This is a genomic window from Sphingomonas sp. SP1 (assembly GCF_058313395.1).
Window position 1 is genome coordinate 1,106,143 of sequence record NZ_JBZFLC010000001.1, and the last position, 26,804, is coordinate 1,132,946.

The window sequence follows — 26,804 nt, forward strand, 5'->3', positions numbered from 1 at the left end:
GTTTGGTCCGAAACGGATATAGTTTTGCTTGGGGGCACGGCGGGGTCCCGCCGCATCGGACTCAATCATTGTTGTCGCCCGACGGGGTCTGGGTCACCCGCCCCCCATGCTTCAGCGTGCCGAATCTGCTGCAATCCTGGCGGGAGCCGAAGCCTCCCAGGCATTCTTCGAAAAGTGCCTCCCGACAGGGGGCGACGAGGTGCTGCTCGTCGCCCATGTCGATGAGGGCGCGCGATGCATCCACCTTGCCCGTTACGAGGGCACGAGCGCCATGGTGGATCTGCCGCTTCGTTCCATCATTGCGGACGCGGCCCGGCACGGCACCGCCGGCCTGGTGATCGCTCATAACCATCCCGGGGGCGATCCGCGGCCGAGCGCTGCGGACACGCGCGCGACCCGGCGCCTTGCCACCGCCGCCGAAGCGCTGGACGTGACGCTGCTGGACCATATGATCTTTGCCGGAAAGCAATGCTGCAGCATGCGGCGAATGGGAATGCTTTAGGCTCGACAACATCGTTTGCACTGGACCCGCCGACCCCGGGGAGTAGAGGGGTCTTCATGTCCGACGACAAGTACGAAGCCTGGCATAGCCTGGCCACGAAAGAAGCGCGTGGCGCCGACCTTCGCCGCACCACGCCCGAAGGGATCACCCTCAAAACCGTCTACGGCCCACAGGACGCCGCGCACATCGACAGCGGCTATCCCGGCGTCGCGCCCTATACCCGCGGCCCCTATGCGACGATGTACGCCGGGCGACCGTGGACCATTCGCCAATATGCGGGCTTCTCCACCGCCGAGGAATCCAACGCCTTCTACCGCCGCAACCTCGCCGCCGGGCAAAAGGGCTTGTCGGTCGCCTTCGACCTCGCCACCCACCGCGGCTACGACAGCGACCATCCGCGCGTTACCGGCGATGTCGGCAAGGCCGGCGTCGCGATCGATAGCGTCGAGGACATGAAGCTGCTGTTCGACGGCATCCCGCTCGGCGAGATGAGCGTCAGCATGACCATGAACGGCGCGGTGCTGCCGATCATGGCCTTCTACATCGTCGCGGGCGAGGAGCAGGGCGTGCCGCGAGCCGCGCTCTCGGGCACCATCCAGAACGACATCCTCAAAGAGTTCGCGGTCCGCAACACCTACATCTATCCGCCCGAACCCTCGATGCGGATCGTCAGCGACATCATCGCTTTCACGAGCCGTGAGATGCCGAAGTTCAACAGCATCTCCATCTCGGGCTACCACATGCACGAGGCCGGAGCGACGGCGGTGCAGGAGATGGCCTACACGCTGGCCGACGGCATGGAGTATGTCCGCGCCGCGGTGAAGAGCGGGCTCGACATCGACGCCTTCGCACCGCGCCTCAGCTTCTTCTGGGGCATCGGCATGAACCTCTTCATGGAGGTCGCCAAGATGCGCGCCGCGCGCACGCTGTGGGCGCGGATCATGACCGATCTCGGCGCCAAGTCGGAGAAGTCCAAGTTGCTGCGCACCCACTGCCAGACCAGCGGCGTGTCGCTGACCGAGCAGGATCCCTACAACAACATCGTGCGGACGACGATCGAGGCGCTGGCCGCGGTGCTCGGTGGCACCCAGTCGCTGCACACCAACAGCTTCGACGAAGCCATCGCGCTGCCGACCGACTTCTCCGCTCGCATCGCCCGCAACACGCAGCTGATCCTGGCGGAGGAAAGCGGCGTCACCGCCGTCGCCGATCCGCTCGGCGGGTCATGGTATGTCGAAGCGCTCACGCGCGAACTGGAGGAGCGGGCTTGGACCCTTATCCAGGAAGTCGAAGCGCACGGCGGGATGACCAAGGCGGTCGCCGAGGGCCTGCCGAAGCGTCGCATCGAGGAAGCCGCCGCCGAGCGCCAGGCCAAGGTCGATACCGGCGAAACGGTCATCGTCGGCGTCAACCGCTACCGGCTGGAGAACGAGCCTGAGCTCGACATCCTCGAAGTCGACAATGCCAAGGTCCGCGCCGGACAGATTGCACGATTGGAAGCCATGCGCTCCAGCCGTAATGACGCGCAGGCCCGCGCGGCGCTCGAGGCGCTTGAACAGGGTGCGCGCAGTAGTGAAAACCTGCTCGCGCTCGCCGTGGAAGCGGCGCGGGTGCGCTGCTCGCTGGGCGAGATCTCCGACGCGTTGGAACGCGCCTTCGGCCGCTACGCCACCAAGCCCGAGCCGGTTTCCGGCATCTACGGCAAGCGTTCCGACCTCCGTTGGGAAGAGGCCAAGCAGGGCACGGTCGCCGTCGCCTCCCGCCTGGGCCGCAAGCCGCGCATGCTGGTCGCCAAGATGGGCCAGGACGGCCACGACCGCGGCGCGAACCTGGTGTCGAGCGCATTCGGTGACCTCGGCTTCGAGATCGTCGCTGGCCCCCTGTTCCAGACCCCGCGCGAGGCGGCCGAGCTGGCGGTTGAGAGCGAGGTCGACGTGGTCGGCGCCTCCAGCCTCGCGGCCGGGCACAAGACGCTCATCCCCGAACTGATCGACGCCCTCAAGGAAATGGGCCGAGCCGACATCAAGGTCGTCGCCGGCGGCGTCATCCCACCCCAAGACTACGCCATGCTCCGCGCCGCGGGCGTGCAGGCGATCTTCGGCCCCGGCACCAACCTCGCCGACGCCGCCGACGAAGTGCTGCGCCTACTCGGACACAACAAGCCGCCGATGGATGAGGCGGCTGAGTGATTGGCTTAGCGCGACTCTTCGCCGCGATTCTGCTTCTTATCGCTTGGAGCTTCGTAACGTTTGTCGCTGGTTGGTTCTCTACCACGTTGATCGCCAAGCATGATCTGTGGGACGGCGGTGCTCAGTTTCTTGTAGGGCTGGTGGTCATCTTGCTCGGGTTGGTGAGCTACGCCTACTGCACCGGCCGTATCCTTTGGAAAGAATAAGAATGTTCTCCAAGATCCTGATCGCCAATCGCGGGGAAATCGCCTGCCGCGTGATCCGCACGGCGAAGCGCATGGGCATCAAGACCGTGGCGGTCTATTCCGACGCCGACGCTCGCGCGCCGCATGTACGTATGGCGGACGAAAGCGTCCGGCTCGGGCCGGCGCCGGCGAGCGAGAGCTACCTCAAGGCCGAGTTAATCATCGACGCGTGCAGGGCGACCGGCGCGGAGGCGGTGCATCCCGGCTACGGCTTCCTGTCGGAGCGGACCAGCTTCGCCGAAGCATTGAAGGACGCCGGCATCGCCTTCATCGGCCCGCCGCCGAACGCAATCGCGGCGATGGGCGACAAGATCGAGTCCAAGAAGCTGGCTCGCGACGCGGGGGTCAACGTCGTGCCCGGCTATCTCGGCGACATCGCGACCACCGACAATGCGGTAAAGATCGCGACCGACATCGGCTATCCGGTGATGATGAAGGCTTCGGCCGGCGGCGGCGGCAAAGGGATGCGGCTGGCGTACAGCGAAAAGGACGTGCGCGAAGGCTTCGAGGCGACCAAGCGCGAGGGGCTCGCCAGTTTTGGCGACGACCGCGTGTTCATCGAGAAGTTCATCGAGGACCCGCGCCACATCGAGATCCAGGTGCTGGGCGACCAGCACGGCAACATCCTTTACCTGGGCGAACGCGAATGCTCGATCCAGCGCCGCCACCAGAAGGTGGTCGAGGAAGCGCCGTCGCCCTTCGTCACGCCCGAAATGCGCAAGGCGATGGGGGAGCAGGCGGTCGCGCTGGCGCGGGCGGTGGGCTACTATTCCGCCGGCACGGTCGAGCTGATCGTCTCGGGCAAGGATCCGACAGGCAAGAGCTTTTACTTCCTCGAGATGAACACCCGACTGCAGGTGGAGCATCCGGTGACCGAGGAAGTGACCGGCCTCGATCTCGTCGAGCAGATGATCCGCGTCGCCGCCGGCGAGAAGCTCGCCTTCACCCAGGACGACATCAAGCTGAACGGGTGGTCGGTAGAGAACCGCGTCTACGCGGAAGACCCCTATCGCGGTTTCCTGCCGAGCACGGGGAGGTTGGTTCGCTATCAGCCCCCACTTCCTACCCGTCACCCCCGCGAAGGCGGGGGTCCAACTCCCAAGGCATCGACTCTTCAGCAAGATCAGGAGATGGATTCCCGCCTTCGCGGGAATGACGGCAATGACACTCCAATCGTTCGCATCGACGACGGCGTGTTCGAAGGCGGCGAGGTGTCGATGTTCTACGACCCGATGATTGCCAAGCTCGTTACCTGGGCCCCGACCCGCGAAGCTGCGATCGACGCGCAGATCGAGGCGCTGGACGCGTTCGACATCCAGGGCATCGGCCACAACGTCGATTTCCTCTCCGCCCTGATGCAGCACCCGCGCTTCCGGGAAGGCAATCTCACCACCGGCTTCATCGCCGAGGAATATCCCGACGGCTTCACCGGCGCTCCGACCGACGAGATGCTGAGCGCCGACCTTGCCGCCATTGCCGCTTTCATCGGCGCGGTGCAGGAGCGGCGCGCCTCGTTGATCGATGGACAGCTCAGCGGACCGGTCTCCGTTCCCGACGATCATGTCGTGCGGCTGGATGGCGGCGCCGAGCACAGGGTCCATTTCGAGCTCGACCGGGTGGTCGTGGATGGCGCCGATCCGCAGGTGCTCGATGCCGACTATGAACCGGGACAGCGTCTTGTCCGCGCCCGGATCGGCCCGCGTCAGCGCACTGTCCTCGTGGCCAAGGCCGGCCGCTCATGGAAGATGACGACCCGCGGTGCGACGCATCGGGTTACGGTCATGACGCCACTGGTCGCGGAGCTTGCCCGGCACATGATCGAGAAGGTCCCGCCGGACCTTTCCAAGTTCCTCATCGCGCCCATGCCCGGCCTGCTGACCCGGCTGGACGTCAAGGTCGGCGATCATGTCGAGGCGGGGCAGCCCGTCGCGGTGGTCGAAGCGATGAAGATGGAGAACATCCTGCGCGCGGAGAAGAGCGCCACCGTAAAAGCCACCCCGGTGGGCGCGGGGGAAAGCCTCAGCGTGGATCAGGTCATCGTCGAATTCGAGTGATCAGCGGCCGCGCAATTCGCTGCGCCTAAGCTTGCCGGTGGCGGTCCTGGGAAGGGCAGTCACGAACTCGATGAGGCGCGGATATTTGTAGGGGGCAATGCTGTCCTTGACGAATGCCTGCAGCTTTTCGGTCAGCTCGGCGCTTGGCTCCGCGAAGTCGGCCAGCACGACGAAGGCCTTCACCTTCTGCCCCCGTTCCGCGCAGGGAACGCCGATGACGGCGCATTCGGCGACGGCCGGGTGCGCCAGCAGCGCACTCTCCACCTCGGGCGCGCCGATGTTGTAGCCGGAGCTGACGATCATGTCGTCGCTGCGAGCCAGGTACCAGAAATAGCCGTCCTCATCGCGGCGATAGGTGTCGCCCGTGACGTTCCAGCCGTTGCAGACATAGTCGCGCTGACGTTCGTCGGCGAGGTATCGGCAACCGGTCGGCCCCTTGATCGCGAGGCGGCCGGGACCTTCGCCGGCGATCTCGTCGCCTTGCGCGTCGAGCAGGGTGGCCGTGTAGCCCGGCACTGCGCGGCCGGTCGCACCGGGGCGGATGTCGTCGCCACTGGCGGAGATGAAGATGTGCATCAGCTCGGTCGAACCGATGCCGTCGATGATGCGGATGCCGGTCCGTTGCTCCCACGCCTCGAAGGTCGCCTTGGGAAGATGCTCTCCGGCGGAGATGCAGGCCCGCAAGCTGTTGAGCGCGCGATCGAGTCCGGGATGGGCCAGCATCGCCTTGTAGGCGGTCGGCGCGGTGGCCAGGTGCGTAACTCCGTGCCGGGCGATTGCTTCCAGCATGGCCGGTGGGCTTGCCTGCTCCAGCGTTGCCGTCGCGGCACCGGCGCGCAGCGGGAACAGCAAAGTCGCTCCAAGCCCGAAGGTGAATGCAATCGGGGCCGAGGTCAGCACGATGTCGCCCGGCTTCAGGCCGATCAGGTGGCTGGCGAAGCTGTCGCAAGGCGCGAGTACATCGCGGTGGAAGTGGACGCAGCCTTTCGGCGCTCCCGTAGTGCCGCTGGTGAAGGCGATCAGGGCGGGGTCGTCGCTGGCCGTGTCATGCGGGGGCAGGGGCGCAAGTTCACGGGTCCGGGTTTCCAGCTCCCCCCGGCCGTAGTCGCCATCATATTTGACGATGGTCTTGACGAAGCGGGTCTGCGACACGGCTTCGCGAAGATCGCCGATAAAGCGGCTGTCGCAGATCGCGTGGCTGATCTCCGCCTTGTCGATCACCGTCGCAATCTCGCCTGGACGGAGGAGCGGCATGGTGGCGACGACCACGCCCCCCGCCTTCAGCACACCGAGCCAGGCGGCGAACAGCGTGTAGCCGTTCGGCCCTCGCAGAAGCACTCGATTGCCGGGCTGCAGGCCATGCTCCTCGACCAGCAGGCGGGCGATTCGCCCGGAGAAATCGTCGAGTTCGCCGTAGGTCCACCGTCCGTGCTCGTTGAGGACCGCGAGCGCGTCCGGCGCGCCGCCGTTCAGCAATTCGACGGCGGCGTTCAATCGCTCGGGATAGTGCAATTCCTGCAAGTCGAAGCGGAACTCGGGCAGCAGCTCGGACGGGGGCAGCCGGTCCCGAACGAAGCGATCGTAACTCATTCGGGCACGACCGCCGTTGCCTCGATCTCGATCTTGGCGGCGGGTTCCACCAGTCGCACGACCTCGACCAGCGCCATCGCTGGATAATGTGCGCCGATGATCGTCTTCCAGGCGGCGCCGATGTCCGCAAGCGATGCGCGATATTCCTCGATGCTCGTTACATAGCAGGTCAGCCGGGCGATGTTTTGCGGCCCCGCCCCGTCGCAGGCGAGGATCGTCAGGACGTTCTGCAGCGCCTGGGCGAATTGCCCCGCGAGCGCGTCGCTGCCGAAGCGCTCGTCCGTGTCCCAGCCGACCACGCCGGCCGTGAAAATCACGCGCCCCCGCGCCGCCATGCCGTTGCTGTAGCCCTTGGGCCGCGGCCAGCCGGGCGGCAGTAGGGCCTTCATCAGCGCTGCTCCTTCAACAGGTCCCGGGCGATGATCTGGCGCTGCACCTCGGAGGCTCCCTCGTAGATGCGCAACGCCCGGATTTCCCGATAAAGTTCCTCCACCTTGGCGCCCTTGGTGACTCCAAGGCCGCCGTGCAGCTGGACCGCCATGTCGATCACCTTCTGCGCCGCTTCGGTCGCGTGGAGCTTGGCCATTGCGGCGGTGCGCCGCTGGCTGGCGTAGCGCTCGGTATCCTGTTCCCAAGCGGCCCGAGCGATAAGCAGGGCGGACGCGTCGATCATCGTTGCCATTTCCGCCAGGTTCGCTTGAGTCACGGCATTGTCGGCCAGCGTACCGGAGCCGAGGCGGCGGGAGCGGCTGAACCCCAAGGCCTCGGCCAACGCGCGGCGGGCGAGCCCGAGGGCTGCGGCACCGACACTGACCCGAAAGCGATTGAGCGTGCGCATGGCGATGGCAAAGCCGTCTCCAGGAGCGCCAACCAGCGCGTCCAGCGGCAGGCGAACCTCATCGAAACGCAGGCGGGCGAGCGGGTGCGGGGCGATCACCTCGATCCGCTCGGCAACGCTGAGGCCCGGCGTGGCGGAGGGGACAAGAAAGCAGGACAGGCCGCCGTGACCCGCGCCACCGGTGCGGGCGAAGACGGTGAAGAAGTCGGCAATGGTGCCGTTGGAGATATAGCTCTTCTCGCCTGACAACAGCCACTCGCCGTCGACTTGTCTTGCCTCCATGCGGAGGTTGGCTGCGTCGGAGCCAGCCTCGGGCTCCGTCAGGGCAAAGGCGGCAATAGCATCGCCGCGAGCGACCCGGGAACCCCAATCCAGCTTCTGCTCGTCACTGCCGCGATCGATAACAGGACCGAGGCCTAGCCCCTGCATGGCAAAGGCGAAGTCGGCAAGGCCGGAGTGAAAGGCCAGCCGCTCGCGAACGATGGCGATGGAGCGGATCGAATAGCCGAGCACGCTGTAGGGATCGGCCAGCTGCAGCAGCGGCGTTTCACCCAGAGCGTGGACCAAGGTGCGGCAGCTGGCATCCACATCCAAGTGGTCGATGTGCGGGTTGGCGGCGCACCAGTCGTCGGCCCAACCCCACACTTCACGATGGTGTGGCTCATAGAAGGGCCAGTCCAGGTGGCCGCTTGGTGCCGACGAAACTGCGGCCGGGAAGCAGTGTTCGGTCATCGGGCGGGCGCAGTAAGGTGACAAAGGTAACGCCCACGTGCATTCGGAAATGCCATTCCTGCAAGCGTCGCCGCGCAGGAACAAGGAAGCATCCGCAGTGCTTGCGAGTGGCTCATCGAGAGGAGCCTAGCCCAAGCCATTGGTTGTAGGACAGCAGCGTCAATCACCGCGAAACTCAGGCGTCCGCTTGGCGGCGAAGGCCTGATAGGCCCGATGGAAGTCCTTTGTCTGCATGCACTCGGCCTGCGCCTCCGCCTCGGCGTCGATCGCCTCGTCGATGGACATATCCCACTCGGCATCCAGCTGCCGTTTCGTCACGGCATGGGCCCGCGTCGGTCCGCGCGCGAGCGATTCGGCAAGCTTCGCCGCTTCTGTGGCGACATCGTCGGACAGGCGGTTCCAGAAGCCCCAGCGCAAGCCTTCTTCGGCGTCCATGGTCCGACCGGTGAACAGGAGCTCGGCTGCCCGGCCATGACCGATGATCCGGGGCAGGATCGCGCATGCCCCCATATCGGCGCCCGACAGTCCGACCCGGGTGAACAGGAAGGCGGTCCTGGCCTCGGGCGAGGCGATCCGCAGGTCGCTGGCCATCGCCAGGATCGCGCCCGCGCCGGCGCAGACCCCTTCCACCGCGGCAATGATGGGTTGCGGACAGGCGCGCATCGCCTTTACCAGATCGCCCGTCATTCGGGTGAATTTCAGCAACCCGCCTTCGTCCATCCGGGTCAGCGGGCCGATGATTTCGTGCACGTCCCCGCCGGAGCAGAAATTGCCTCCGGCCCCAGTCAGTACGACCGTCCGAACCGCGCCGGTATGCTCGAGTTCCCGGAACAGGTCCCTGAGTTCGGCATAGCTTTCGAACGTCAGCGGATTCTTCCGCTCCGACCGGTTGAGGGTGATTGTCGCTACCCCATCGGCGAACGACCAGAGGAAGTGGGTCGGCTCCAGCGTTTGCGGGTCCACGCTCATGCCGTGGTGCCTCCATCGACCGTCAGGCAGGCGCCCGTGACGGAGCCCGCGTCGGGATGGCACAGATACAGGATCGCGTGCGCGACCTCGGCCGCGCTGACCAATCGGCCATTGGCATTCAATGCTGCCAGGCTTTGCCGCGCCTCCGCCTCGCTGCGCCGGGTGACCCGGGCGATCCTGGCGGCGCTGTCGTCCACCATCGGCGTGTCGACAAAGGCCGGGCACACGGCGTTCACCGTCAAACCGGTCCTGGCATATTCCAGCGCCAGGCTTTTGGTCAGGCCGACAGCGCCATGCTTCGACGCGACATAGGGGGCGGCATAGGCTGCGCCCCGCAGGCCGGCGACGGACGCCACGATCACCAGCCGCTTTCCATTGCCTTCCAGCAGATCGGGCAAGGCGAGTTGCGCCCCGTCGAACAGGGCGGTCAGGTTGGTGGCGATAATCCGGTCCCATGTCTCACGCGGGGTGCGGACGAATGGCGCACTGTCACCGATGCCGGCGTTCAGGATCACGAAGTCGAACGGCCCGTTCGCCGCCCGCGCATCGGCGAAGGCACGTTCGGTCGCGTCCCGGTCGGTCACGTCGCAAGTGACGGCGACACCGCCGATTTCGTCCGCGACCTGACCCAGATGCTCCGCCCGGCGACCGATCAGGCTGACCCTGGCGCCCTCCTGCGCAAGCGCTCGGGCGGCAGCCGCACCGATGCCGGTACCTCCACCGGTAATCAGCGCATGCTTTCCGCCAGCCCAGCCCATCCGACATTCCTCCCGACGAAGAGCTTGGCCGACCCCGCATCGCGTGGCAACAGGCGCGCCGAGGAGATGCCTTCATGAAGACCAGAGCCGCCGTCGCCTTTGAAGCCAAACGCCCGCTGGAGATCGTCGAGGTCGACCTGGAGGGACCTCGCCCCGGCGAGGTGCTGGTCGAGATCATGGCCACCGGCATTTGCCATACGGACGCATACACGCTCGACGGGCTCGATAGCGAAGGGCTGTTCCCCTCGATCCTGGGCCACGAAGGGGCCGGCATCGTCCGTGAGGTGGGGGCCGGTGTGACGTCCGTCGTGCCGGGCGATCATGTGATCCCGCTGTACACGCCCGAATGCCGCCAGTGTAAGTCGTGCCTGTCCGGCAAGACCAACCTGTGCACTGCCATCCGCGCGACGCAGGGCAAGGGCGTCATGCCCGATGGCACCAGCCGCTTCAGCTACCGCGGCCAGCCGATCTTCCACTACATGGGCTGTTCGACCTTTTCGAACTTCACTGTGCTGCCAGAGATCGCCGTGGCGAAGATCCGCGAGGACGCCCCCTTCAAGACCAGCTGCTACATCGGCTGCGGCGTGACGACCGGTGTCGGGGCGGTAGTCAACACCGCCAAGGTCCAGGTCGGCGAGAATGTGGTGGTCTTCGGACTCGGCGGCATCGGGCTCAACGTCATCCAGGGCGCGCGGCTGGCCGGGGCCAACCGGATCATCGGCATCGACATCAATCCGGACCGCGAAGAGTGGGGTCGCAAGTTCGGCATGACCGACTTCCTCAATACCAAGGGCATGAGCCGGGAGGAAATCGTCGCCAAGGTGGTCGAGCTGACAGACGGCGGGGCTGACTACAGCTTCGACTGCACCGGCAATACCGAGGTCATGCGGACCGCGCTGGAATGCTGTCACCGGGGCTGGGGGACCAGCATCATCATCGGTGTTGCCGAGGCCGGGAAGGAGATCGCGACGCGGCCATTCCAACTCGTCACCGGCCGCAACTGGCGCGGAACCGCATTCGGCGGAGCGAGGGGGCGGACGGATGTTCCGAGGATCGTCGACTGGTACATGGACGGGAAGATCGAGATCGACCCGATGATCACCCATGTGCTCAGCCTCGACGAGATCAACAAGGGGTTCGACCTGATGCACGAGGGCAAAAGCATCCGGTCGGTCGTGGTTTACTGAAGGAGGCAGGCGCATGTTCAATCACATCATGGTCGGGTCCGGCGATCTCGATCGGTCCCGCCGCTTCTACGATGCGGTGCTTGGAACACTGGGATTCTCCGGCGAGCCACTTCGCAACGTGGCCGACAGCGGGCACGCTCGGCTATTCTACCGGCACAACGGCGGCACCTTTTGCGTGTCGGAGCCGATCAATGGCGAGCCGGCCAGCCCCGCCAATGGCGGCACCATCGGCTTCAAGTGCGATTCGCCCGAGCAGGTCCGCGCCTTCCACGACGCGGCGGTGGCGAACGGGGGCACCTCGGCCGAAGATCCGCCCGGCCTTCGCCAGGGCGCACTCGGCGCCATGCACCTGAGCTACGTCCGCGACCCGGACGGTAACAAGCTGTGCGCCATCCATCGCCCGGCGCAATGACGTTGGAGATTGTCAGCGAGGCGCTGAGCCATGGTGGACGGCAGCTGGTCTGCACCCATCAGTCGGGGGCGACCGGCACGCCCATGACCTTCTCGCTGTTCCTGCCGCCACAGGCGGAGCGGCAGCCGGTGCCATTGCTGACCTATCTGTCGGGGCTGACCTGCACCCACGCCAACGTGACCGACAAGGGCGAATATCGGGCCGCCTGCGCTGAGCATGGCGTGGCGTTCCTTGCTCCCGACACCAGCCCGCGGGGCGAGGGGGTGGCCGACGAAGAGGGCTGGGACATCGGCCTGGGCGCGGGCTTCTACGTGGATGCCACGCGGGAGCCATGGTCACGGCATTACCGCATGTGGAGCTACGTCACCGAGGAGCTGCCGAACCTCGTCGCGGCGCAGTTTCCGCTCGACATGAGCCGGCGGGCAATCAGCGGACATTCGATGGGTGGTCATGGCGCGCTGACGGTCGCCCTGCGCTCCCCAGGATCGTTCCGCAGCGTGTCGGCCTTTGCGCCGATCGTTGCGCCGGCGCAGGTTCCGTGGGGGGAGAAGGCGTTCTCACGCTACCTGGGTGACGACCGGGCGGAGTGGCGGCAGCACGATGCCGTCGCGCTGATCGGGCAGGGCAGACGCTTGCCGGACCTCCTGGTGGATATCGGCGAGGCCGACCCATTCCTGGAGCGGGAGCTGAAGCCCGAGCTGCTCGAGGAGGCCTGCGCCAGTGCCGGCCAGCCGCTGACCCTGCGGCGCCATGGCGGTTACGATCACAGCTATTACTTCATCTCGACCTTCATGGCCGAGCATATCGGCTGGCACGCCGAGCGGTTGAGGTAGCCCTCAGGCGATCCAGTGAATGTCGATCGGCTGCTCGGCCTCCGCCAGCAGTCGGCCGACCGGCAATTTGCTGCTCTGCCCATCGGCGATCGCGCGCTCCACGAGGTCCTTGCGTTCCTCGCCTTCGACCGTGATCAGGATGGCGCGGGCGGAAAGCAGCGCCGAGCGGGTCAAGGTCACGCGCGGCTCGCCCGAAGCGGGCGCCAGGCCGACGGCGCGCCTCGCCTTGGGGGCATCGAGCGCATTTTGCAGGTCCGGTCCGTCGGCCAGACCCGCAACCTCGCCAGCTGAACCGACGGTCAGCCAGGCAAGGTCCGGCGGCCAGGGCAGGTCCTGCAGGCGGGCATCGGCCGCGTTGCCGGCCATCGCGAGATCGGCGTTGGGAGTTCCAAAGGGCACGACCCGCGCGCCGAGCGGCAGGAAGCGCTGGGCAAGAGCGCGCGCACGGCTGTTGGGGTTGTCCACGGCGACGGGCAGATCGTCCGTCGCGATGATGGCGACCTTCTTCCACGGCAGCTTGGCAGACGACAGCTTGTCGAGCACCGCAGCCGGAGCATCGCCGGGCAGCGCAAGCAGTGCGGCGTCGCGCGCTTCGACGGCACTTTCGACGATGAAGCCAATGTCGCCGGCGACCGCGTCGGCCCACTCGCCCGGCTCCTCATAGTCCCAGAACTCGGCTTCAATCATCGCGGCGCTCTCTTTCCAGAATGGTGGCCGCTCTTCACCGGGCGGCGCAAAAAGTAAATGCGGACTGCCGCCCATTCGGTGGCGGTGGTGCGGGTTTCTTTACGCTTGGGTCTTACAAAGCTCTTCATGACCAATGGCTTCAAGCTTGCAACCCGCGCCGCGTTTCAGGCGATCATCGACCTCCAGGGTGAACGGGTGTTTGCTTATGAGGCGCTGATCCGCGGTGGCGACGGGCAGGGCGCGGCGTTCGTGCTCGGACAGGTGGATGCCGAGCAGATCGGCAGTTTCGACCAGTCTTGCCGGGTGACCGCGATCCGGGACGCGGCCGCGGCCGGCATCGTCGCGACAGGGGCCAAGCTGTCGATCAACTTCCTGCCTTCCGCCGTGACCTCGCCCCGCCTGGGCGCCCAGCTCACGCTCGATACGGCGCGGGAGGTTGGCTTTCCGGCCAATCGCCTGATCTTCGAATATAGCGAAAACGAAAAGGTCGACGCGGCTCATATCCAGGCGATCGTCAGCGCCTATCGGGAACTTGGCTTCACGACCGCGATCGACGATTTCGGCACCGGTCATGCAGGCCTTGCCCGGTTGTCGACCGTGCACACCGACATGGTCAAAGTCGACATGGACTTGATCCGCGACATCGACCGCGACAACCGCAAGCGCGCAATATTGGAAAGCCTGGTGCTGCTGATGCGGCGGCTGGGGACCGAGGTCATCGCGGAGGGCGTGGAAACGGAGGAAGAACTGGCCGTGCTTCGCCTGTTCGGAGTCCGCTATGTCCAGGGGTATCTGTTCGGCAAGCCGACGCTGGGGGCGCTACCCCCTTACCCGGACCGGCTGCGTCGCGCCGGAGTCGCGCATCGCCACCGCCCCGCGAGCGCCCGCGCGGCCGGCTAGGCCTGGACTGCTGCCGGCACCAGCGCGTCCGTGAAGCGCTTCAGCCACCACATCACGTCTTCGGTCTGGACGTTATCGAACATCGCCTGCCAACGCCGCTTTCGCTCACCCAGCGGCATGGCCAGCGCAGTGCGAATCGCGTCGGACAGTTCCTCCGCGCTGTAGGGATTCACCAACAGGGCATCCGGCAGCTGACAGGCCGCACCGGCAAAACGCGAAAGGATCAACACGCCGGGGTTTTCGGGATCCTGCGCGGCGACGAATTCCTTGGCGACCAGATTCATCCCGTCACGCAGCGGGGTGACGAGCCCGATCCGCGCGGAGCGGTAAACGCCGGCCAGCACGTCGCGCGGGTAGCCTTGGTTGACGTAGCGGATCGGCACCCAGTCGAGATCGGCGTGCGCCCCATTGATGCGGCCGGAAAGTCCTTCCAGCTCGTTGCGGATGCGCTGGTAGCTTTCCACCGTCCCGCGTGACGGCGGCGCGATCTGCAGGAGGAACACTTCCTTCCGCTCCTCGGGGTTTTCCACCAGAAAGCGCTCGTAGCCCTGGAACCGCTCCTCCAGTCCCTTGGAGTAATCGAGCCGGTCGACGCCGACGATCAGCGCCCGGCCGTTGGAGCTTTCCCGCATCCGATCGCAGGTGGCGCGGGCCTCTTCGCTACTGGCAAGCTCGCTGAACTCGGCGGCGTCGATGCCGATCGGACAGGTCAGCAGGCGCACCTCCTGGCCGTCCAGCTGAAGCACTTCGTCCGCATAGGTCGCACCGCATTCCGCGACGGCATAGTCGACGAAGCTCTGCAGCCATTCGTCGGTGTGAAAGCCGACCACGTCATAAGCGGCGAGCGACCGGACCAGCTCATTTGCCTCGGGCAGCGTCGCGAGCAGGCGCCGTGGGGGCCACGGGATGTGGAGGAAGAAGCCGATCCGGTTGCGACACCCGCGGGCCCGCAGCTCGCGCCCCAGCGGGATCATGTGATAATCCTGCACCCAGACAACGTCGTCCGGCTCAATCAGCGGGAGGACCGTATCCGCGAAGCGCTGGTTGGTCCGCTGATAGCCACCGGCGAAGTCGCGCTCATATTCCGCCAAGTCGATCCGATAGTGAAACAGCGGCCAAAGCGTCCGGTTGGCGTAGCCGTTGTAATATTCGTCGACGTCCTGTTCCTCCAAATCCACCGTTGCCGTCGTGACCCCGCCCTCGCGGCGAAATGTGATCTGCCCGCTGAATTCTTCGGTCTGTTCGCCCGACCACCCGAACCACAGCCCGCCCGATTGGCGAAGGGCGGACGTCAGCGCGACCGCAAGCCCGCCCTGCGATCCGTCGGACGCGACGGTGACCCGGTTGGAGATGACGATCAGGCGGCTCATCGAATGGCACTCCAGGGTTTGCTGAGTAGGACGGCGCAATTGATCGTTCCAACCAGCGAGTAGGTCTGCGGATAGTTGCCCCACAATTCGCCGGATTGCGGGTCGATGTCTTCGGACAGGAGGCCGGCGTCGGTCCGACGTGCTAGCATCTCGTCGAACAACGCGCGGGCATCCTCCTCCCGCCCGGTCGCGTGCAGGGCTTCGATCAGCCAGAAGGTGCAAACGTTGAAAGCAGTTTCCGGCAGGCCGAAATCGTCTTCCGTCGCGTAGCGGAGCATGTGCGATCCGCGCCGCAACCCATCCTCCACCGCCTTCAGCGTTCCTTCGAAGCGGGGATCGTCGGGGGAGAGGAAGCGCAGGTCGAGCAGCTGGATGAGGCTGGCATCGAGGTTGTCGTCTTCGAAGGTGGCCGACATGCGCTTGCTGTCCTCCCGCCAGGCTGCGCCCTCGATCCGCCGGCGGATGACCTCCGCCCGATCCGCCCAATGGGCAGCCCGATCGTGAAGGCCCAAGGCAATGGCGGCGTGCGACAGGCGGTCGCAGGCGGCCCAGCACATGGCAGCAGAGTAGGTGTGGATATGCTTGCGGCCGCGCAACTCCCACAGCCCTGCGTCGGGCTGATCGTGAAGCGCGAAGGCCCGATCCCCGACTTGTTCGAGCGACTGGAAATCCTCGACGGTGGATTTTCGGAACAAACGCTCGTCGAAAAAGGCCTGCACGTTGGACAGAACAATCTGCCCGTAGGCGTCGTGCTGAACCTGTTCGAAGGCAAGATTCCCGACCCGAACCGGACCCATCCCGCGATACCCCGGCAGCCCGGGCTCCTCGCGCTCGGCGAGAGTGGCCTCGCCGGCGACGCCGTACAGCGGCTGGATATGTCCGCCCCGGGCGGAGTCGACGATGTTGCGGAGATATTGAAGGTAACCCTCCAGCACATCGAGCGCACCGAGCCGGTTCAGCGCCTGGACGGTATAATAAGCATCGCGCACCCAGCAGTAGCGATAGTCCCAGTTACGGCCGGAATTCGCGTGTTCGGGCACCGAAGTCGTTAGGGCCGCGACGATCGCACCGGTTTCCTCATGCTGGCAAAGCTTGAGCGTAATGGCGCAGCGGATCACGGCTTCCTGCCATTCCAGCGGCGTCGCCAGGCCCCGGACCCACTCGCGCCATTCCGACGTGGTGCGGGCAAGCATGTCCTGTCCGGACCGGTGAAGCTCGCCGCTAAAGCTTTCGTCCGGTCCCAGGAAAAAGGTCAGCGGTTGTTCCAGGCGGAACATGCGTTCCTCCCGCATCAGGCCGACTGGGGCGTTGGTGGTGAGGCGCATGTTCATGTCGGAGTTGGCCACCCGCAAGTGATTGGAACCGCCCGGAAGCAGGTCCGCGGGCCGGCCCCAGTCGCGGGTCGGACGGAGCCGGACCCGGATGCGCGGACTTCCGTTGAGCGGCCGTATCAGCCGAACGAACGCGGCCGGCCGATAGGTTCGTCCGTCGCGGCGGTAGCGCGGGCAGAAATCGATGATCTCGATGGCGCTGCCGTTGGCGTCCGTTTTGCGAGTCATCAGGATCGGCGTGTTGCGGAGGTAGGATTGCTCCACCAACACGCAGTCGTCGAGATCGATCGCCCAGAAGCCATGCTCGGGCTGCTCGCCGCCCAGCAGGCTGGAGAAGACGGGATCGCCGTCGATCCGTGGAACGCAAGCCCAGACCAATGAGCCGGCTCGATCGATGAGCGCGCTGACCTGGCAGTTGCCGATCGGCCAGAGGTTGAGATCGCTCATGCCAGCGCCTCGACTGCTTCGTTCAGCCACCGCATGACCGAGTCCACATCGGGCAGGCGATAAAGCGCCTCCGTCGGCCGCTGATCGCCGACCAGGACGCCGGCACCGCCAAGCCTGCGGGCAGCGGCGAACCCGTGCTCGTCGGTGAGGTCGTCCCCAAGGAAGATCGGGCGGGTTCCGGCAAAGGGCGGTTGTTGCATGAAGCGATAAAGCGCCCGGCCCTTGTCGGCTCCCGCAGGCTTGAGTTCGAACACCAGTTTTCCGGGCTGGAGCTCGAGGCCGGTGGCCGTCGCAGCCTCCATCGCCGCGGCCCGGCATAGCTCCTCGGCGTGCGGGGCCTGCCGAAAGTGAAGCGCAACGCCAAGCGGCTTTTCCTCGACCAGTACGCCGGGATGAGCGGCCTGCAATCGCCGTAACTGTTCGATCACGCCGTCGAGTGACGCGGGGCGATCGACGGCGGCCGGGTCTTCGCCCGCCTCCGCATGCTCCAGCCCATGGCTGCCCCCGACCGCAAGACCGGTCGGATGGAGGTAGGAACGCACGTCGCGGACCGAACGGCCAGTGAGAATGGCCAGGCGGCCGTCCAGCAATTCGCCGAGACGGTCCAGCAGGCTTGTGAGCCCGCCATCGACTGCGATCGTATCCGGCGATGGGGCGAGTTCGACCAGCGTTCCGTCAAAATCGAGGAACAGGCTTGCGCTGGAAAGAAGGGTCGCAGGCGGCTTGGCTAGCATCGGGCTGCCTTGCCCGCTGAAGCGGCGATTGGCCACCATTTCAAATGCCGGTGTTCTGTCGTCAAATCGCCACCGCAGGAAGGTGGTGGTGACCCCTACGGGAATCGAACCCGTGTTTCAGCCGTGAAAGGGCCGCGTCCTAACCGCTAGACGAAGGGGCCATGAACAGGCGGAGGTGCGCTTAGGGGAGCGGTCCGTGGCGGTCAAGCGAGTGCGGCGTCATCGAGGTGCATTTCCGCCTTGTCGCCACCGTTCCACTCGTCCCGCTTGATCGATCCGGCGAGCCACAGGTGGCGATCGCCGGGCGTAGCAAGCAGGGCCTGGCCGAGCGGCGTGTCGGCGGAGCGGAAGGCGATCCACTTGAATGAGGCCCCGTCATCGCCGCAGGCGAGCCCGCGAACGTGGCCATTGCCGACGATTCCGACCTTGAGCAGACGTGCGCGGCCGGAAACGATGCGCGGGCTTGGCCAGCCGGCGCCGTAGGGGCCGCCCGCGTCCAGCGCCTCGCACAGGCCGGCCGAAACGCCGCGCGGGGCGCAAACGGAATCGATCAGCAGGGCACGGCCGGCCAAAGCCTGTTCGACATCGGCCGCCATCCGATCCTGAAGATAAGCGCGCAGTGGCTCGACCCCGCCTGGAGCGACGGTCAGGCCGGCCGCCATCGCGTGTCCGCCGCCGGCCACCAGCAGTCCGCTATCCTTCGCTGCGAGAACCGCGGCACCCAGGTCCACCTTGCTGATCGAACGGCCGGAACCCTTGCCGGTGCCCCCATCGTCGAGCGCAACGACGATCGCCGGGCGGCCGAATCGTTCCTTGATGCGGCCCGCGACAATGCCGATCACGCCGGGATGCCAGCCGGCGCCGCTCACGAGAATTACCGGCGCGTCGCCCTGCTGCTCGGCCTGGAGCATGGCTTCGTCCAGCACGAGTTGTTCGATGGCCCGACGTTCCTCGTTGAGACGATCCAGCTCGGCTGCCAGATCACGCGCCTCTTGCGCGCAGGTGGTGGTCAGCAGGCGCACGCCAAGGTCCGACTTGCCGACCCGTCCCCCCGCGTTGATTCGCGGCCCGAGTGCGAAGCCCAGGTCGCGGCAGCTGGGTGCCTTGGTCAGCCGGGCGGCGTCAGCCAGGGCGGCCAGGCCGATGTTCTGCGCGCCGGCCATGACCTTGAGGCCCTGCGCGACGAACGCGCGATTGAGGCTGTGAAGCTTGGCGACGTCCGCCACGGTACCAAGCGCCACCAGGTCGAGCAGATCGAGCAGCTTCGGCTCCGGCCGCGCCGCGAAATGCCCGCGGCGACGTAACTCCCGAATTAGGGCCACTCCCAGCAGGAAAGCCATTCCGACCGCAGCGACATGGCCGTGCGCCGCGCCAAGCTGGTCCTCGTCCAGACGGTTCGGGTTCACCAACGCGTGACACAGGGGCAGGGCAGAGGCGCACTGGTGATGATCGACGACGACCACATCGAGCCCTGCATCATGCGCGGACTGCAATGCGTCGAACGCCTGCGCGCCGCAGTCGACGGTGATGACGAGTCCGGCCCCTCCGGCCTTGAGCTGGAGCAAGGCGGCGGCGTTGGGGCCGTAACCCTCGGTCATTCGATCGGGGATGTAGGTGACCGGGTCGATCCCGAGCCGGCGCAGCAGCAGGGTCAACAGCGCCGAACTGGTCGCGCCGTCGACGTCGTAATCGCCGAAGATCGCGATCTGCTCGCCCCGTTCGATCCCATCGGCGACCCGGGCCGCCGCCTTGTCCATGTCCCGGAACACGGAGGGGTCGGGCAGGAAGTCCCGAATGGTGGGCTGGCGGTGGCGCGCAAGATCGGCGCGCTCCACTCCGCGGGCGAGCAGCAGTTCGTCCACCAGCGCGTCCGGCGTCAGTTCCCCGTCCTGCGGCCGCCGCCAGCGCCAGGGCTGTCCGCCCAGCGACCTTTCCACCCCCAAGGCAAAACTCATGCGAAGCGGGATAGCAGAGCGTCGCGAACCTGACTCGCCCTTTTTCGCGGCAGGGCGGGAATGGAATGGCCGGAGAAGCCGGTGCCGACGGCAACCCCGACTGTCAGCTGGGCAATGCCGAAGCGCCGGCTCACCACATTCTCGGTAAGATCGACGCTCTGGACGTTTCGAAGCGGGAGGATCGTTGTTCGCCGCCGCCACCAGCCGGTCCGCACATGCAGTGCATCATCGGCAAAGGTGAACGCGGTCCGGTGCCACGCCAGCCAGCGCGCGGCAACGCCAAGCAGCATGGCGCCGAGCAGGATGGAGAGGGCGATCAGCGCAGGTGCGAGCCGTTCGAGGATCTGATCCTGAACCCCCGGGGCCAGATAGATCGGAAAGGCAATGAGGACCCCCAGCGCCGAAGCAACGATCATGAACGGCAGGGCAAGCCCAAGCGCCAATGACCAGATGTAAGCCTTCGAAACGCGCTCCCACCCAGCTTCCGGCTGAGCGGTCTGCCAATCGAGTTCGGCCAGAATGCGCTGGCTTTCCGCATGGCTGGCGAGCGGGGCAACAACCGTGTCGCCCTTGCCGCCCTCGTCCTGCGCAAGGCTCTGCAACTTCAATTCCACCCATCCGAACGCGTCGCGGATCGGGCCGGTCCGGATCAGTGCTGCCTGCGCCCGGCGGATGGGAACGGTCACGTCCGTTCTGGTCAGCAAGCCGCGCCGGCGGCGAAGGCCATTGCCGCTGCGATCGAGCCGGAACCCGTAGTCGCGCAGCAGCGTGCGCAGCAGACCCGTGGCGAGGCCGGCCGCGACCAGCAGCGCAAGCCCTGCCAAAACCGCGGCCACCCGGTGCTGTGCGGCATATTCGACCAGCGGGTTGCCGCTAAGCTGTCGTTCCCAGAATTGCCGCTCGAATGGATCGAAGCCGATCAGGTCGCCCATCGTCTGCGTAGCGCCGAACAGTCCGGCGAAGATCGCCAGGCTGAAGTTGAACAATCCGGCCAGCAGTACGCGGCGAAGATCCATTGCGAAGACTGTTGGTTGTTCCTCCGCGGCTTCGGCGTGCGGGTGCGGCTGAACTCCGCGGCGAGCGCGGACATGGTCGCGGAGCGCTTCGGCCCGGCGGAGGGCGATCGCCGGCAGCACGCCTTCCTCTTTGCCACCGGCGCTGGCGCCGCCCGTCTCGAACCTGACCTTGGCGATGCCGAGCAGCCGGGCAATCGGGCCCTGTTCCAGGTCGACATCCTGCACGCGGTCGAACGGGATCGAGCGGTGGGTGCGGCTGATGATGCCGCTGTCGATCCGGATCTCATGGGCGCCGACACGATATTCGAATCGCCGCCAGTAGAGGAACAGGCCGATCAGCAGGCCGACGAAGAGGAAGCCGGCAAGCATCAGGGCGATTTCGAGCCGGCCGGTCACCGCCAGATAGCCGATGCCCGCATAGCCCCCGGCGACGCCGCGCAGAGTGCCGCCCAGCCCGGTCAACAGGATCAGCGGGTGAAGCCGCTCGGGCGCGGCGAGGTCCGCGCTCACCGGCGCGTCCATCAGTCCAGGTCCGAACGGATGTGGCCGCGGATAAGATCGCGGATTTCTCCCGCCCGCTCCGGCGCGAGACCGGGCAGGGTGACGATGCTGTTGTGCGTGCCGGCGGTGTGGACGATCAGCGTCGCCGTGCCGAACAGCTTGTCGAGGGGGCCACGAGTCACGTCGATATGCTGGACCCGAACGAAGGGAACGACCGTGTCGGCATGAAAGAGCCAGCCGCGCACGACTTGCAGCAAGGCCGGGTGGAGGCGGTAGCCCAGCCGCTTCCAGATGCGCGGCGGCGCTGTGACCACCGTGATGAGCGCCAGCAGGGGTACGCCAACACTGAGCGCCCCCTGCCACCGAGTGCCGTCGAGTCCGACACCATCAAGCACCAGCGCGCCGATCACGACCGGCAGCCAGCTCATCAGCGTCCGTCCGCGGAGCACGTTGATGTAGCCGCGATCCACGGGTTCGAGGCCGGTGCCCGACGTCAGTTCTTCGAATTCTGCGACGGCAGCTGTCATAGCTTTATAATACGGTCACCGCTCCGGGCTTCAAGGGTCAGCGGCCGCGGTTATGCTCGCCATAGACCCGCCGCACCGTGCCGGAACTGGCGCGCATGACGATGCTTTCGGTGGTGTGATAGCCCTTGTGGCGCTTCACGCCCTCAAGCAGCGAGCCGTCGGTGACGCCGGTCGCCGCGAAGATGCAATCACCCTTGGCCATGTCCTCAAGGCGGTAGATGCGGTCGAGATCCTCGATTCCCCAGCGGGCGGCGCGGGCCCGCTCGTCATCGTTGCGGAACACGAGCCGGCCCTGGATCTGCCCGCCCACGCACCGCAGCGCCGCAGCCGCGAGCACGCCTTCCGGCGCTCCCCCCTGGCCCATGTAAACGTCCACGGTGGTTTCCGGATCGGTCACCGCGATCACCCCGGCGACATCGCCATCCGGGATCAGCACGATTCCGCAGCCCAGCGCCCGAAGTTCCGCAATGATGGACGCGTGGCGCGGACGATCGAGTACGCAGGCGATGATCTCGCTGGGTTCCACGCCCTTGGCGGCGGCAATCGCGCGAATATTCTCCGTCGGGCTCTTCGCCAGATCGATGGTGCCGTCCGGATAGCCCGGGCCGATCGCCAGCTTGTCCATGTAGACGTCGGGCGCGTTCAGGAGGCAGCCTTTCTCGGCGATGGCCAGTACCGCCAGCGCGTTCGGCCCGGCCTTTGCGGTGATGGTGGTTCCTTCAAGCGGATCGAGCGCGATGTCGATCGCCGGGCCGCTGCCTTGGGCGCATCCGACCTTTTCGCCGATGAAGAGCATCGGAGCCTCGTCGCGCTCGCCCTCGCCAATGACCACCGTGCCGTCCATCGGCAACTCGTTCAAGGCCGCGCGCATCGCTTCCACTGCCGCGTGATCCGCGGCCTTTTCATCGCCTCGGCCGACCAGCTTGGAAGCAGCGATGGCGGCGGCTTCGGTTACTCGAACCATTTCGAGGACCAGGACTCGGTCGAGGAGGCTGCTGGCGGTGATCAAGGGGCGGCTCCTGTTGGATATCTGTTGGTTTTCGGCAGCCGCTTACGGGGCCGGCTGGCTCCTGTCGAGCGAACCGCGCGTTAGGTTGTCATGAAGCCATTGATCATCTTACTCGTGACGGCCGCCCTTTCGGCCTGCGGCGGTGACGACACCATCGCCGCCAACACGGTTCCGCCGGACCTTGGCACCATGACCGAGGCGCCGGGGGACTGGTCGGCCCTGGCGCAGCTGGTGGGTCGCAGGCCAGCGGAAAGCGGGCTGCTGCAGCAAAGTCCGATTACTGTCGACTTGAACGCCCTGCTCGGCCCCGACGTCGGCAATTTCCGGCTGCAGATGGGCCGGGGAAGCCACCTGACGCGAGAGGATGGCGTGCTGGTGACGATCGGGGACGGCGGGGCGGCTTATCTCGTTCTGCAACCGGGCGACCATGCGATGGAGGCTGGGTTGAGGAAGCCGGGCGGCTGGCAACGCTACAACACCCCGGGGGCCAGCGTGCCGACGCCACCATCGGTCAGAACGCTGCTGGCGAACTAGTCGCCGACGGCTTCGTCTTCTTCATGTTCAAGGATGGCGGGGCGGATTCGGACCGCGCGCGCGCCCATGCGGGTTTCGAACAGAAAGATGGTGAAACCGAACGCCAGGCTGATCATCGACGCGATGAACAGCAGCGCGATGGCCGTCCCGACATGGGCGCCCGTCAGGCCGGCGGCGAACAACAGCACGACCACCAGGCACGTCAGCACAGCCGACAGGACCGACAGGAAGATGGCCCGGCTGACCAGCGCCATCCGGCGATCGAGGATGCGGATTTCGCGGATCAACCGGTCGTGCTCATCGCCGCGGCTGGCGAGCACCCTCGGTTCGAGCCCGCGGGCCCGATCGACGATCCGCGCAAGACGGGATGCGCACACGTTGAGGAAGGCCCCGACCCCGGCCAGCAGGAACACGGGCGCGACTGCCAGTTGAACGGTCTGGGCAACGGCCAGCGGGGAGTCGGTGGCGGGGAACATGGAAACCGCCTTCCGTTAGCATTTTCTTAGGGTCAAGGCGCAAGGCTGTGGCCCCAAGCGCATGCAAAGGGACGCTAGGTGACCAACGCCGCCACGGCCACGACCTTCGTCTTGCCATCCAGGTTGCCCTGGCTGGACGTGCCTGCGTCGGCTCCGCGGGACGAGCAGCCGCTCGATCCGGTCCGGCTGATGATCGGCGGGATCGCCGTGGACACGGAGGTTCAGGAAATCTCGCCCCTGGGCGCGACCTTGCGCGGGGCGCTGGACCTGCCGTTGGGGGCCGGAGTCGCGGCCGAGCTTGGAAACGGTCAGCGAGTGGACGCGGTGGTTGCCTGGCGCGGCGAGCAGGACGTCGGGCTGCGCTTCACCCGGCCGATCGACGTCATGGCGCTGATTACCAGGGAATTGGTGGCGCAGCCGGCCGATCGACGCACCATGCCACGGGTGGAAGTGCGCTGCAGCGCGTGGATCAAGGTCGCCGACCGGTTCCTGCCCGCCGTGATTCGCAACATTTCCGCTGGCGGTGTGCAGGTGGAGGGTGGCGAGATCCCGCCGGTCGGGGAGCCGATCAATCTGTTCCTGGAGGGATTGGGCATTCCACCTGGCGAAGTCATCTGGAAGCGCGGCGATCTGGCGGGCGTTTGCTTCGAACGGGAACTTAGCTGGCAAGTCATCCTGCCGTGGATCAAGGAACTGCACCGCCCGCGGCGCGGATGATGCCGACGCTGCCTACCCACCGCTGGCGACTGCCAACCGAGCAATTGGGCAGCAAAAGAGCGGCTTGACGCCGCTCCTTCGCTTCGGTCGGATCAACTCGCTATTGCGCGCCGATCACCATCGAGATGGCAACCTGAGGTCCGACCGGAAGTCCGGCCATCTGGCGCTCCGCCCGACGGATGGCGGCAGCGACCTGATCATCCGTGCTGCGGATCGCGAACACGGTGCACATGTCTGTCTCGTTGATGCCATTCAGTTCCCAGCAAAGATCGGACGCGGTGTTGGAGATCCGCCGCTTCAAGGTCTTCTGAGCGGGACGAAGGGCAAGGTTCAGGTCACCATAATAGACGGCCCGTTGAAGCTCGGGATCGATGGTCTGTCCCTTTACCGTGACATCGGGGCTCGGCGCGCTTGCAGCCTGGGTCGCCGCCCCGACCAGTCCGAACCCGAGAAAGCCTGCAGCTATCAGGCATGCGATTTTCCGGCTGTCCATGATGTCCTCCTGCACGATCGCTCCGAGTGCAACCGCTGGTGCCTTTTCGACGATCAGGAGTGAGAGTTCATTATCTTTTCGTTAATAACACTTGGCAACTCGGCTGGCTGTTCGGTGGACGATGAAATGGCTTCAGCCTTCGACGACTCGTCGGAAATGATCCGAAGCACGTCTTGCACGTGACTTTTGGCGACCGGGACGTGGGTTCCATCGAGCAGCCGTGCGACCCAGCGGTTATCGTTGTGGACGAGCCGTTCGATGAACCCGACGCGGACCAGCCAGGACCGGTGCAGCTTCACGAAACCGCACCCCTTCAGTCGCTTATAGAGCCGCTCCATCGTGGCGTGGACAAGGCAGTGCCATTCACCGACGTGGACCTTCATGTAATCGCCCTCGGCGACGACCTTGTCGATAAGGTGGCTTTCTACCCGTTTGCGGCCGTTCTGGCAGGGGAGCCACAACGCGGTCGTGGCCCCGCCCTCGACCCTGCGATCGATGGTGCGAACCACGAAGCTGGTTTCGATGCGCGACACGAACGCCGAAAGAGGTTCCCGCAACAGCTCCATCTTGGCGGTATACTCGGCGATGTCCTCGCAGTGCCCCTGGACGATCAGATCGAACGTGCCGCAAACCTCCATCGCCCGGTCCACATAGGGGCAGCCGAGAATGCAATTCTTGAACTCCTGCATACCTTCGGCAGGAGCGCGATGGTCGAACGCCAAGCACGCAACAACGGTGAGCTGGTTCATCTTGCAGTGCCTCCGAGGGCTGGAAGCAGGGGTCCGTTTACGCCTAAATTAACAACCCTGCAAACCGCTTGCGGCCTGCGGCGCTTGCTCGAAACTGCCGATTTCCTCCGCTAAGCAACGATACTCATGACTGTAAGCGACCTGGTACCCGACAGCGAACGACGCGGGCTGATCGGCGTACTGCCGCGGCGGACAAGGCCGTTCGCCTCGTTGATGCGGCTCGATCGACCGATCGGGACCTGGCTGTTGTATTGGCCTTGCGCATGGAGCGTGGCGCTCGCTGGAGTCGGCGGGCGCTGGGGCCTGCTCCTGTGGCTCGCCCTGGGCGCTTTTGCCATGCGCTCGGCCGGTTGCGTGTACAACGACATCGTCGATCGCGACCTCGATGCGCAGATAGAGCGAACCCGCTTGCGGCCCCTGGCAGCCAGGCGGGTGAGCGTGCAGGGGGCCTGGGCCCTGCTGGTGGCGTTGTCGCTGGTTGGACTGGTCGTCTTGCTCCAGCTTCAGCCGCTGGCGCAGATCATCGCTCTCGGCAGCCTTGCACTCGTCGCCGCCTATCCGTTCATGAAGCGGATCACCTGGTGGCCGCAGGCGTGGTTGGGACTGGTCTTCAGCTGGGGCGGACTGGTCGGCTGGCCAGCGGTGACCGGTTCGTTCGATTGGGCGCCGCTGTGGCTATGGCTGGGAAGCGTCGTCTGGGTCGTCGGCTACGACACGCTGTACGCCATTCAGGACAAGGAGGACGACGCGCTGGTCGGCGTAAAGTCCAGCGCTCGGGCGCTGGGGCGACGGGCGGCATTGGGCGTCGCGGTCTTCTACCTGCTGGCGGTGGTCGGTTGGGGTGCCGCGCTTTGGCGGGTGCGGCCGGAGTGGCTGGCGCTGCTCGCGCTGCTGCCGGCGGCATTGCACCTTGCCGGGCAGGTAGTGCAGGCCGATCCGGATGACGGCGACAAGGCGCTGGCGTTGTTCCGATCCAATCGCACCACCGGCCTGCTGGTCTTTCTCGCCTGCCTGGTCGTGGGGTTGAGCGCCGCCGAGTAGGCGCTACA

Annotated in this window: 26 protein-coding genes and 1 tRNA gene; 10 read left to right on the forward strand and 17 right to left on the reverse strand. The window is 66.0% G+C overall.

Annotated elements, in window-relative coordinates:
* The first annotated feature begins 106 nt into the window (after window positions 1-106).
* The 3 genes from AC4GYS_RS05625 to AC4GYS_RS05635 all read left to right on the forward strand — a co-directional run bounded on the left by AC4GYS_RS05625 (window position 107) and on the right by AC4GYS_RS05635 (window position 4,990).
* On the forward strand, window positions 107-502 hold the full coding sequence (locus AC4GYS_RS05625; protein ID WP_491108111.1) for a JAB domain-containing protein: 396 nt from the start codon (window positions 107-109) through the stop codon (window positions 500-502).
* A gap of 56 nt (window positions 503-558) precedes the next feature.
* Window positions 559-2,691: a methylmalonyl-CoA mutase gene (gene scpA / locus AC4GYS_RS05630; RefSeq protein ID WP_491108112.1), complete on the forward strand. Its 2,133-nt coding sequence runs from the start codon at window positions 559-561 to the stop codon at window positions 2,689-2,691.
* Between the two features lie 208 nt (window positions 2,692-2,899).
* Window positions 2,900-4,990, forward strand: a complete 2,091-nt coding sequence (locus AC4GYS_RS05635) for an ATP-binding protein (protein WP_491108113.1) — start codon at window positions 2,900-2,902, stop codon at window positions 4,988-4,990.
* Here the strand turns inward: AC4GYS_RS05635 and AC4GYS_RS05640 are convergent, their stop codons facing one another.
* The 5 genes from AC4GYS_RS05640 to AC4GYS_RS05660 all read right to left on the reverse strand — a co-directional run bounded on the left by AC4GYS_RS05640 (window position 4,991) and on the right by AC4GYS_RS05660 (window position 9,877).
* On the reverse strand, window positions 4,991-6,580 hold the full coding sequence (locus tag AC4GYS_RS05640) for an AMP-binding protein (RefSeq protein ID WP_491108114.1): 1,590 nt from the start codon (window positions 6,578-6,580) through the stop codon (window positions 4,991-4,993). It abuts the gene before it with no gap.
* Entirely contained in the window at window positions 6,577-6,969 is a 393-nt protein-coding gene (locus tag AC4GYS_RS05645) for a RidA family protein (RefSeq protein WP_491108115.1), read from the reverse strand. The genes AC4GYS_RS05640 and AC4GYS_RS05645 overlap by 4 nt, the downstream gene beginning before the upstream one ends.
* Window positions 6,969-8,150, reverse strand: coding sequence for an acyl-CoA dehydrogenase family protein (locus AC4GYS_RS05650; protein ID WP_491108116.1), 1,182 nt, complete (start codon window positions 8,148-8,150; stop codon window positions 6,969-6,971). The genes AC4GYS_RS05645 and AC4GYS_RS05650 overlap by 1 nt, the downstream gene beginning before the upstream one ends.
* 159 nt (window positions 8,151-8,309) lie before the next feature.
* Window positions 8,310-9,119, reverse strand: coding sequence for an enoyl-CoA hydratase family protein (locus AC4GYS_RS05655; RefSeq protein WP_491108117.1), 810 nt, complete (start codon window positions 9,117-9,119; stop codon window positions 8,310-8,312).
* Window positions 9,116-9,877 carry an SDR family NAD(P)-dependent oxidoreductase gene (locus AC4GYS_RS05660; RefSeq protein WP_491108118.1) on the reverse strand — a complete coding sequence of 254 codons (762 nt, stop codon included), beginning with the start codon at window positions 9,875-9,877 and terminating at the stop codon, window positions 9,116-9,118. The genes AC4GYS_RS05655 and AC4GYS_RS05660 overlap by 4 nt, the downstream gene beginning before the upstream one ends.
* Before the next feature lie 74 nt (window positions 9,878-9,951).
* Here AC4GYS_RS05660 and AC4GYS_RS05665 point away from each other — a divergent pair, with 74 nt between their 5' ends.
* Genes AC4GYS_RS05665 through fghA form a run of 3 tightly spaced genes read left to right on the forward strand, consistent with a single transcriptional unit; the run spans window position 9,952 to window position 12,309 of the window.
* Window positions 9,952-11,064, forward strand: coding sequence for an S-(hydroxymethyl)glutathione dehydrogenase/class III alcohol dehydrogenase (locus tag AC4GYS_RS05665; RefSeq protein WP_491108119.1), 1,113 nt, complete (start codon window positions 9,952-9,954; stop codon window positions 11,062-11,064).
* A gap of 13 nt (window positions 11,065-11,077) precedes the next feature.
* Window positions 11,078-11,476 carry a VOC family protein gene (locus AC4GYS_RS05670; protein WP_491108120.1) on the forward strand — a complete coding sequence of 133 codons (399 nt, stop codon included), beginning with the start codon at window positions 11,078-11,080 and terminating at the stop codon, window positions 11,474-11,476.
* On the forward strand, window positions 11,473-12,309 hold the full coding sequence (gene fghA / locus AC4GYS_RS05675) for an S-formylglutathione hydrolase (protein WP_491108121.1): 837 nt from the start codon (window positions 11,473-11,475) through the stop codon (window positions 12,307-12,309). The genes AC4GYS_RS05670 and fghA overlap by 4 nt, the downstream gene beginning before the upstream one ends.
* 3 nt (window positions 12,310-12,312) lie before the next feature.
* On the opposite strand, the gene AC4GYS_RS05680 is transcribed toward fghA, so the two are convergent.
* A complete protein-coding gene (locus tag AC4GYS_RS05680) occupies window positions 12,313-12,996 on the reverse strand; it encodes a 6-phosphogluconolactonase (protein ID WP_491108122.1) in 684 nt (227 codons plus the stop codon).
* Window positions 12,997-13,122: 126 nt separating this feature from the next.
* On the opposite strand from AC4GYS_RS05680, the gene AC4GYS_RS05685 reads away from it, so the two are divergent.
* Window positions 13,123-13,896, forward strand: coding sequence for an EAL domain-containing protein (locus AC4GYS_RS05685; RefSeq protein WP_491108123.1), 774 nt, complete (start codon window positions 13,123-13,125; stop codon window positions 13,894-13,896).
* Here AC4GYS_RS05685 and otsA read toward each other — a convergent pair.
* The 8 genes from otsA to glpX all read right to left on the reverse strand — a co-directional run bounded on the left by otsA (window position 13,893) and on the right by glpX (window position 22,786).
* A complete protein-coding gene (gene otsA / locus AC4GYS_RS05690; protein ID WP_491108124.1) occupies window positions 13,893-15,266 on the reverse strand; it encodes an alpha,alpha-trehalose-phosphate synthase (UDP-forming) in 1,374 nt (457 codons plus the stop codon). The two genes, AC4GYS_RS05685 and otsA, sit on opposite strands and share 4 nt — an antisense overlap.
* Window positions 15,263-17,044, reverse strand: coding sequence for a glycoside hydrolase family 15 protein (locus AC4GYS_RS05695; protein ID WP_491108125.1), 1,782 nt, complete (start codon window positions 17,042-17,044; stop codon window positions 15,263-15,265). Before AC4GYS_RS05695 ends, otsA begins: the two co-directional genes overlap by 4 nt.
* Complete coding sequence (gene otsB / locus AC4GYS_RS05700; RefSeq protein ID WP_491108126.1) at window positions 17,041-17,778, reverse strand: trehalose-phosphatase; 738 nt, start codon at window positions 17,776-17,778, stop codon at window positions 17,041-17,043. The genes AC4GYS_RS05695 and otsB overlap by 4 nt, the downstream gene beginning before the upstream one ends.
* Window positions 17,779-17,864: 86 nt before the next feature.
* Window positions 17,865-17,939: transfer RNA gene (locus AC4GYS_RS05705), tRNA-Glu, on the reverse strand.
* A gap of 42 nt (window positions 17,940-17,981) precedes the next feature.
* Entirely contained in the window at window positions 17,982-19,733 is a 1,752-nt protein-coding gene (gene recJ, locus AC4GYS_RS05710; protein WP_491108127.1) for a single-stranded-DNA-specific exonuclease RecJ, read from the reverse strand.
* Window positions 19,730-21,271, reverse strand: coding sequence for a PH domain-containing protein (locus tag AC4GYS_RS05715; protein WP_491108128.1), 1,542 nt, complete (start codon window positions 21,269-21,271; stop codon window positions 19,730-19,732). The genes recJ and AC4GYS_RS05715 overlap by 4 nt, the downstream gene beginning before the upstream one ends.
* Window positions 21,271-21,777 carry a PH domain-containing protein gene (locus tag AC4GYS_RS05720; protein ID WP_491108129.1) on the reverse strand — a complete coding sequence of 169 codons (507 nt, stop codon included), beginning with the start codon at window positions 21,775-21,777 and terminating at the stop codon, window positions 21,271-21,273. Before AC4GYS_RS05720 ends, AC4GYS_RS05715 begins: the two co-directional genes overlap by 1 nt.
* 37 nt (window positions 21,778-21,814) lie before the next feature.
* Window positions 21,815-22,786, reverse strand: a complete 972-nt coding sequence (gene glpX / locus AC4GYS_RS05725) for a class II fructose-bisphosphatase (RefSeq protein WP_491108130.1) — start codon at window positions 22,784-22,786, stop codon at window positions 21,815-21,817.
* A 90-nt stretch (window positions 22,787-22,876) separates the two neighbouring features.
* Here glpX and AC4GYS_RS05730 point away from each other — a divergent pair, with 90 nt between their 5' ends.
* Entirely contained in the window at window positions 22,877-23,320 is a 444-nt protein-coding gene (locus AC4GYS_RS05730) for a hypothetical protein (protein ID WP_491108131.1), read from the forward strand.
* Here AC4GYS_RS05730 and AC4GYS_RS05735 read toward each other — a convergent pair.
* Window positions 23,317-23,796, reverse strand: coding sequence for a DUF2721 domain-containing protein (locus tag AC4GYS_RS05735; RefSeq protein WP_491108132.1), 480 nt, complete (start codon window positions 23,794-23,796; stop codon window positions 23,317-23,319). The genes AC4GYS_RS05730 and AC4GYS_RS05735 overlap by 4 nt on opposite strands.
* Before the next feature lie 78 nt (window positions 23,797-23,874).
* On the opposite strand from AC4GYS_RS05735, the gene AC4GYS_RS05740 reads away from it, so the two are divergent.
* Window positions 23,875-24,513 carry a PilZ domain-containing protein gene (locus AC4GYS_RS05740; RefSeq protein ID WP_491108133.1) on the forward strand — a complete coding sequence of 213 codons (639 nt, stop codon included), beginning with the start codon at window positions 23,875-23,877 and terminating at the stop codon, window positions 24,511-24,513.
* Between the two features lie 100 nt (window positions 24,514-24,613).
* Here the strand turns inward: AC4GYS_RS05740 and AC4GYS_RS05745 are convergent, their stop codons facing one another.
* The gene (locus AC4GYS_RS05745; RefSeq protein WP_491108134.1) at window positions 24,614-25,006 is read right to left on the reverse strand and encodes a UrcA family protein; all 393 of its coding nucleotides are present in this window, start codon (window positions 25,004-25,006) and stop codon (window positions 24,614-24,616) included.
* Between the two features lie 53 nt (window positions 25,007-25,059).
* Window positions 25,060-25,755 (reverse strand): LytTR family transcriptional regulator DNA-binding domain-containing protein, encoded by a 696-nt coding sequence (locus AC4GYS_RS05750; protein ID WP_491108135.1) that lies wholly within the window; start codon window positions 25,753-25,755, stop codon window positions 25,060-25,062.
* A gap of 126 nt (window positions 25,756-25,881) precedes the next feature.
* Between AC4GYS_RS05750 and ubiA the strand changes: the two genes are divergently transcribed.
* Window positions 25,882-26,796: a 4-hydroxybenzoate octaprenyltransferase gene (gene ubiA, locus AC4GYS_RS05755; RefSeq protein WP_491108136.1), complete on the forward strand. Its 915-nt coding sequence runs from the start codon at window positions 25,882-25,884 to the stop codon at window positions 26,794-26,796.
* The last annotated feature ends 8 nt before the right edge of the window (window positions 26,797-26,804 follow it).

What these genes read in the sequence shown, in the direction of transcription:
- otsA (WP_491108124.1), bottom strand. Translation starts at nt 15,266, where the DNA reads ATGAGCCGCCTGATCGTCATCTCCAACCGGGTCACCGTCGCGTCCGAC.
- AC4GYS_RS05670 (WP_491108120.1), top strand. Translation starts at nt 11,078, where the DNA reads ATGTTCAATCACATCATGGTCGGGTCCGGCGATCTCGATCGGTCCCGC.
- AC4GYS_RS05655 (WP_491108117.1), bottom strand. Translation starts at nt 9,119, where the DNA reads ATGAGCGTGGACCCGCAAACGCTGGAGCCGACCCACTTCCTCTGGTCG.
- AC4GYS_RS05695 (WP_491108125.1), bottom strand. Translation starts at nt 17,044, where the DNA reads ATGAGCGATCTCAACCTCTGGCCGATCGGCAACTGCCAGGTCAGCGCG.
- AC4GYS_RS05650 (WP_491108116.1), bottom strand. Translation starts at nt 8,150, where the DNA reads ATGACCGAACACTGCTTCCCGGCCGCAGTTTCGTCGGCACCAAGCGGC.
- AC4GYS_RS05730 (WP_491108131.1), top strand. Translation starts at nt 22,877, where the DNA reads ATGAAGCCATTGATCATCTTACTCGTGACGGCCGCCCTTTCGGCCTGC.
- AC4GYS_RS05640 (WP_491108114.1), bottom strand. Translation starts at nt 6,580, where the DNA reads ATGAGTTACGATCGCTTCGTTCGGGACCGGCTGCCCCCGTCCGAGCTG.
- AC4GYS_RS05635 (WP_491108113.1), top strand. Translation starts at nt 2,900, where the DNA reads ATGTTCTCCAAGATCCTGATCGCCAATCGCGGGGAAATCGCCTGCCGC.
- recJ (WP_491108127.1), bottom strand. Translation starts at nt 19,733, where the DNA reads ATGAGTTTTGCCTTGGGGGTGGAAAGGTCGCTGGGCGGACAGCCCTGG.
- AC4GYS_RS05750 (WP_491108135.1), bottom strand. Translation starts at nt 25,755, where the DNA reads ATGAACCAGCTCACCGTTGTTGCGTGCTTGGCGTTCGACCATCGCGCT.
- scpA (WP_491108112.1), top strand. Translation starts at nt 559, where the DNA reads ATGTCCGACGACAAGTACGAAGCCTGGCATAGCCTGGCCACGAAAGAA.
- AC4GYS_RS05735 (WP_491108132.1), bottom strand. Translation starts at nt 23,796, where the DNA reads ATGTTCCCCGCCACCGACTCCCCGCTGGCCGTTGCCCAGACCGTTCAA.
- AC4GYS_RS05745 (WP_491108134.1), bottom strand. Translation starts at nt 25,006, where the DNA reads ATGGACAGCCGGAAAATCGCATGCCTGATAGCTGCAGGCTTTCTCGGG.
- AC4GYS_RS05720 (WP_491108129.1), bottom strand. Translation starts at nt 21,777, where the DNA reads ATGACAGCTGCCGTCGCAGAATTCGAAGAACTGACGTCGGGCACCGGC.
- AC4GYS_RS05685 (WP_491108123.1), top strand. Translation starts at nt 13,123, where the DNA reads ATGACCAATGGCTTCAAGCTTGCAACCCGCGCCGCGTTTCAGGCGATC.
- fghA (WP_491108121.1), top strand. Translation starts at nt 11,473, where the DNA reads ATGACGTTGGAGATTGTCAGCGAGGCGCTGAGCCATGGTGGACGGCAG.
- AC4GYS_RS05645 (WP_491108115.1), bottom strand. Translation starts at nt 6,969, where the DNA reads ATGAAGGCCCTACTGCCGCCCGGCTGGCCGCGGCCCAAGGGCTACAGC.
- ubiA (WP_491108136.1), top strand. Translation starts at nt 25,882, where the DNA reads ATGACTGTAAGCGACCTGGTACCCGACAGCGAACGACGCGGGCTGATC.
- AC4GYS_RS05680 (WP_491108122.1), bottom strand. Translation starts at nt 12,996, where the DNA reads ATGATTGAAGCCGAGTTCTGGGACTATGAGGAGCCGGGCGAGTGGGCC.
- AC4GYS_RS05625 (WP_491108111.1), top strand. Translation starts at nt 107, where the DNA reads ATGCTTCAGCGTGCCGAATCTGCTGCAATCCTGGCGGGAGCCGAAGCC.
- AC4GYS_RS05665 (WP_491108119.1), top strand. Translation starts at nt 9,952, where the DNA reads ATGAAGACCAGAGCCGCCGTCGCCTTTGAAGCCAAACGCCCGCTGGAG.
- AC4GYS_RS05715 (WP_491108128.1), bottom strand. Translation starts at nt 21,271, where the DNA reads ATGGACGCGCCGGTGAGCGCGGACCTCGCCGCGCCCGAGCGGCTTCAC.
- otsB (WP_491108126.1), bottom strand. Translation starts at nt 17,778, where the DNA reads ATGCTAGCCAAGCCGCCTGCGACCCTTCTTTCCAGCGCAAGCCTGTTC.
- AC4GYS_RS05660 (WP_491108118.1), bottom strand. Translation starts at nt 9,877, where the DNA reads ATGGGCTGGGCTGGCGGAAAGCATGCGCTGATTACCGGTGGAGGTACC.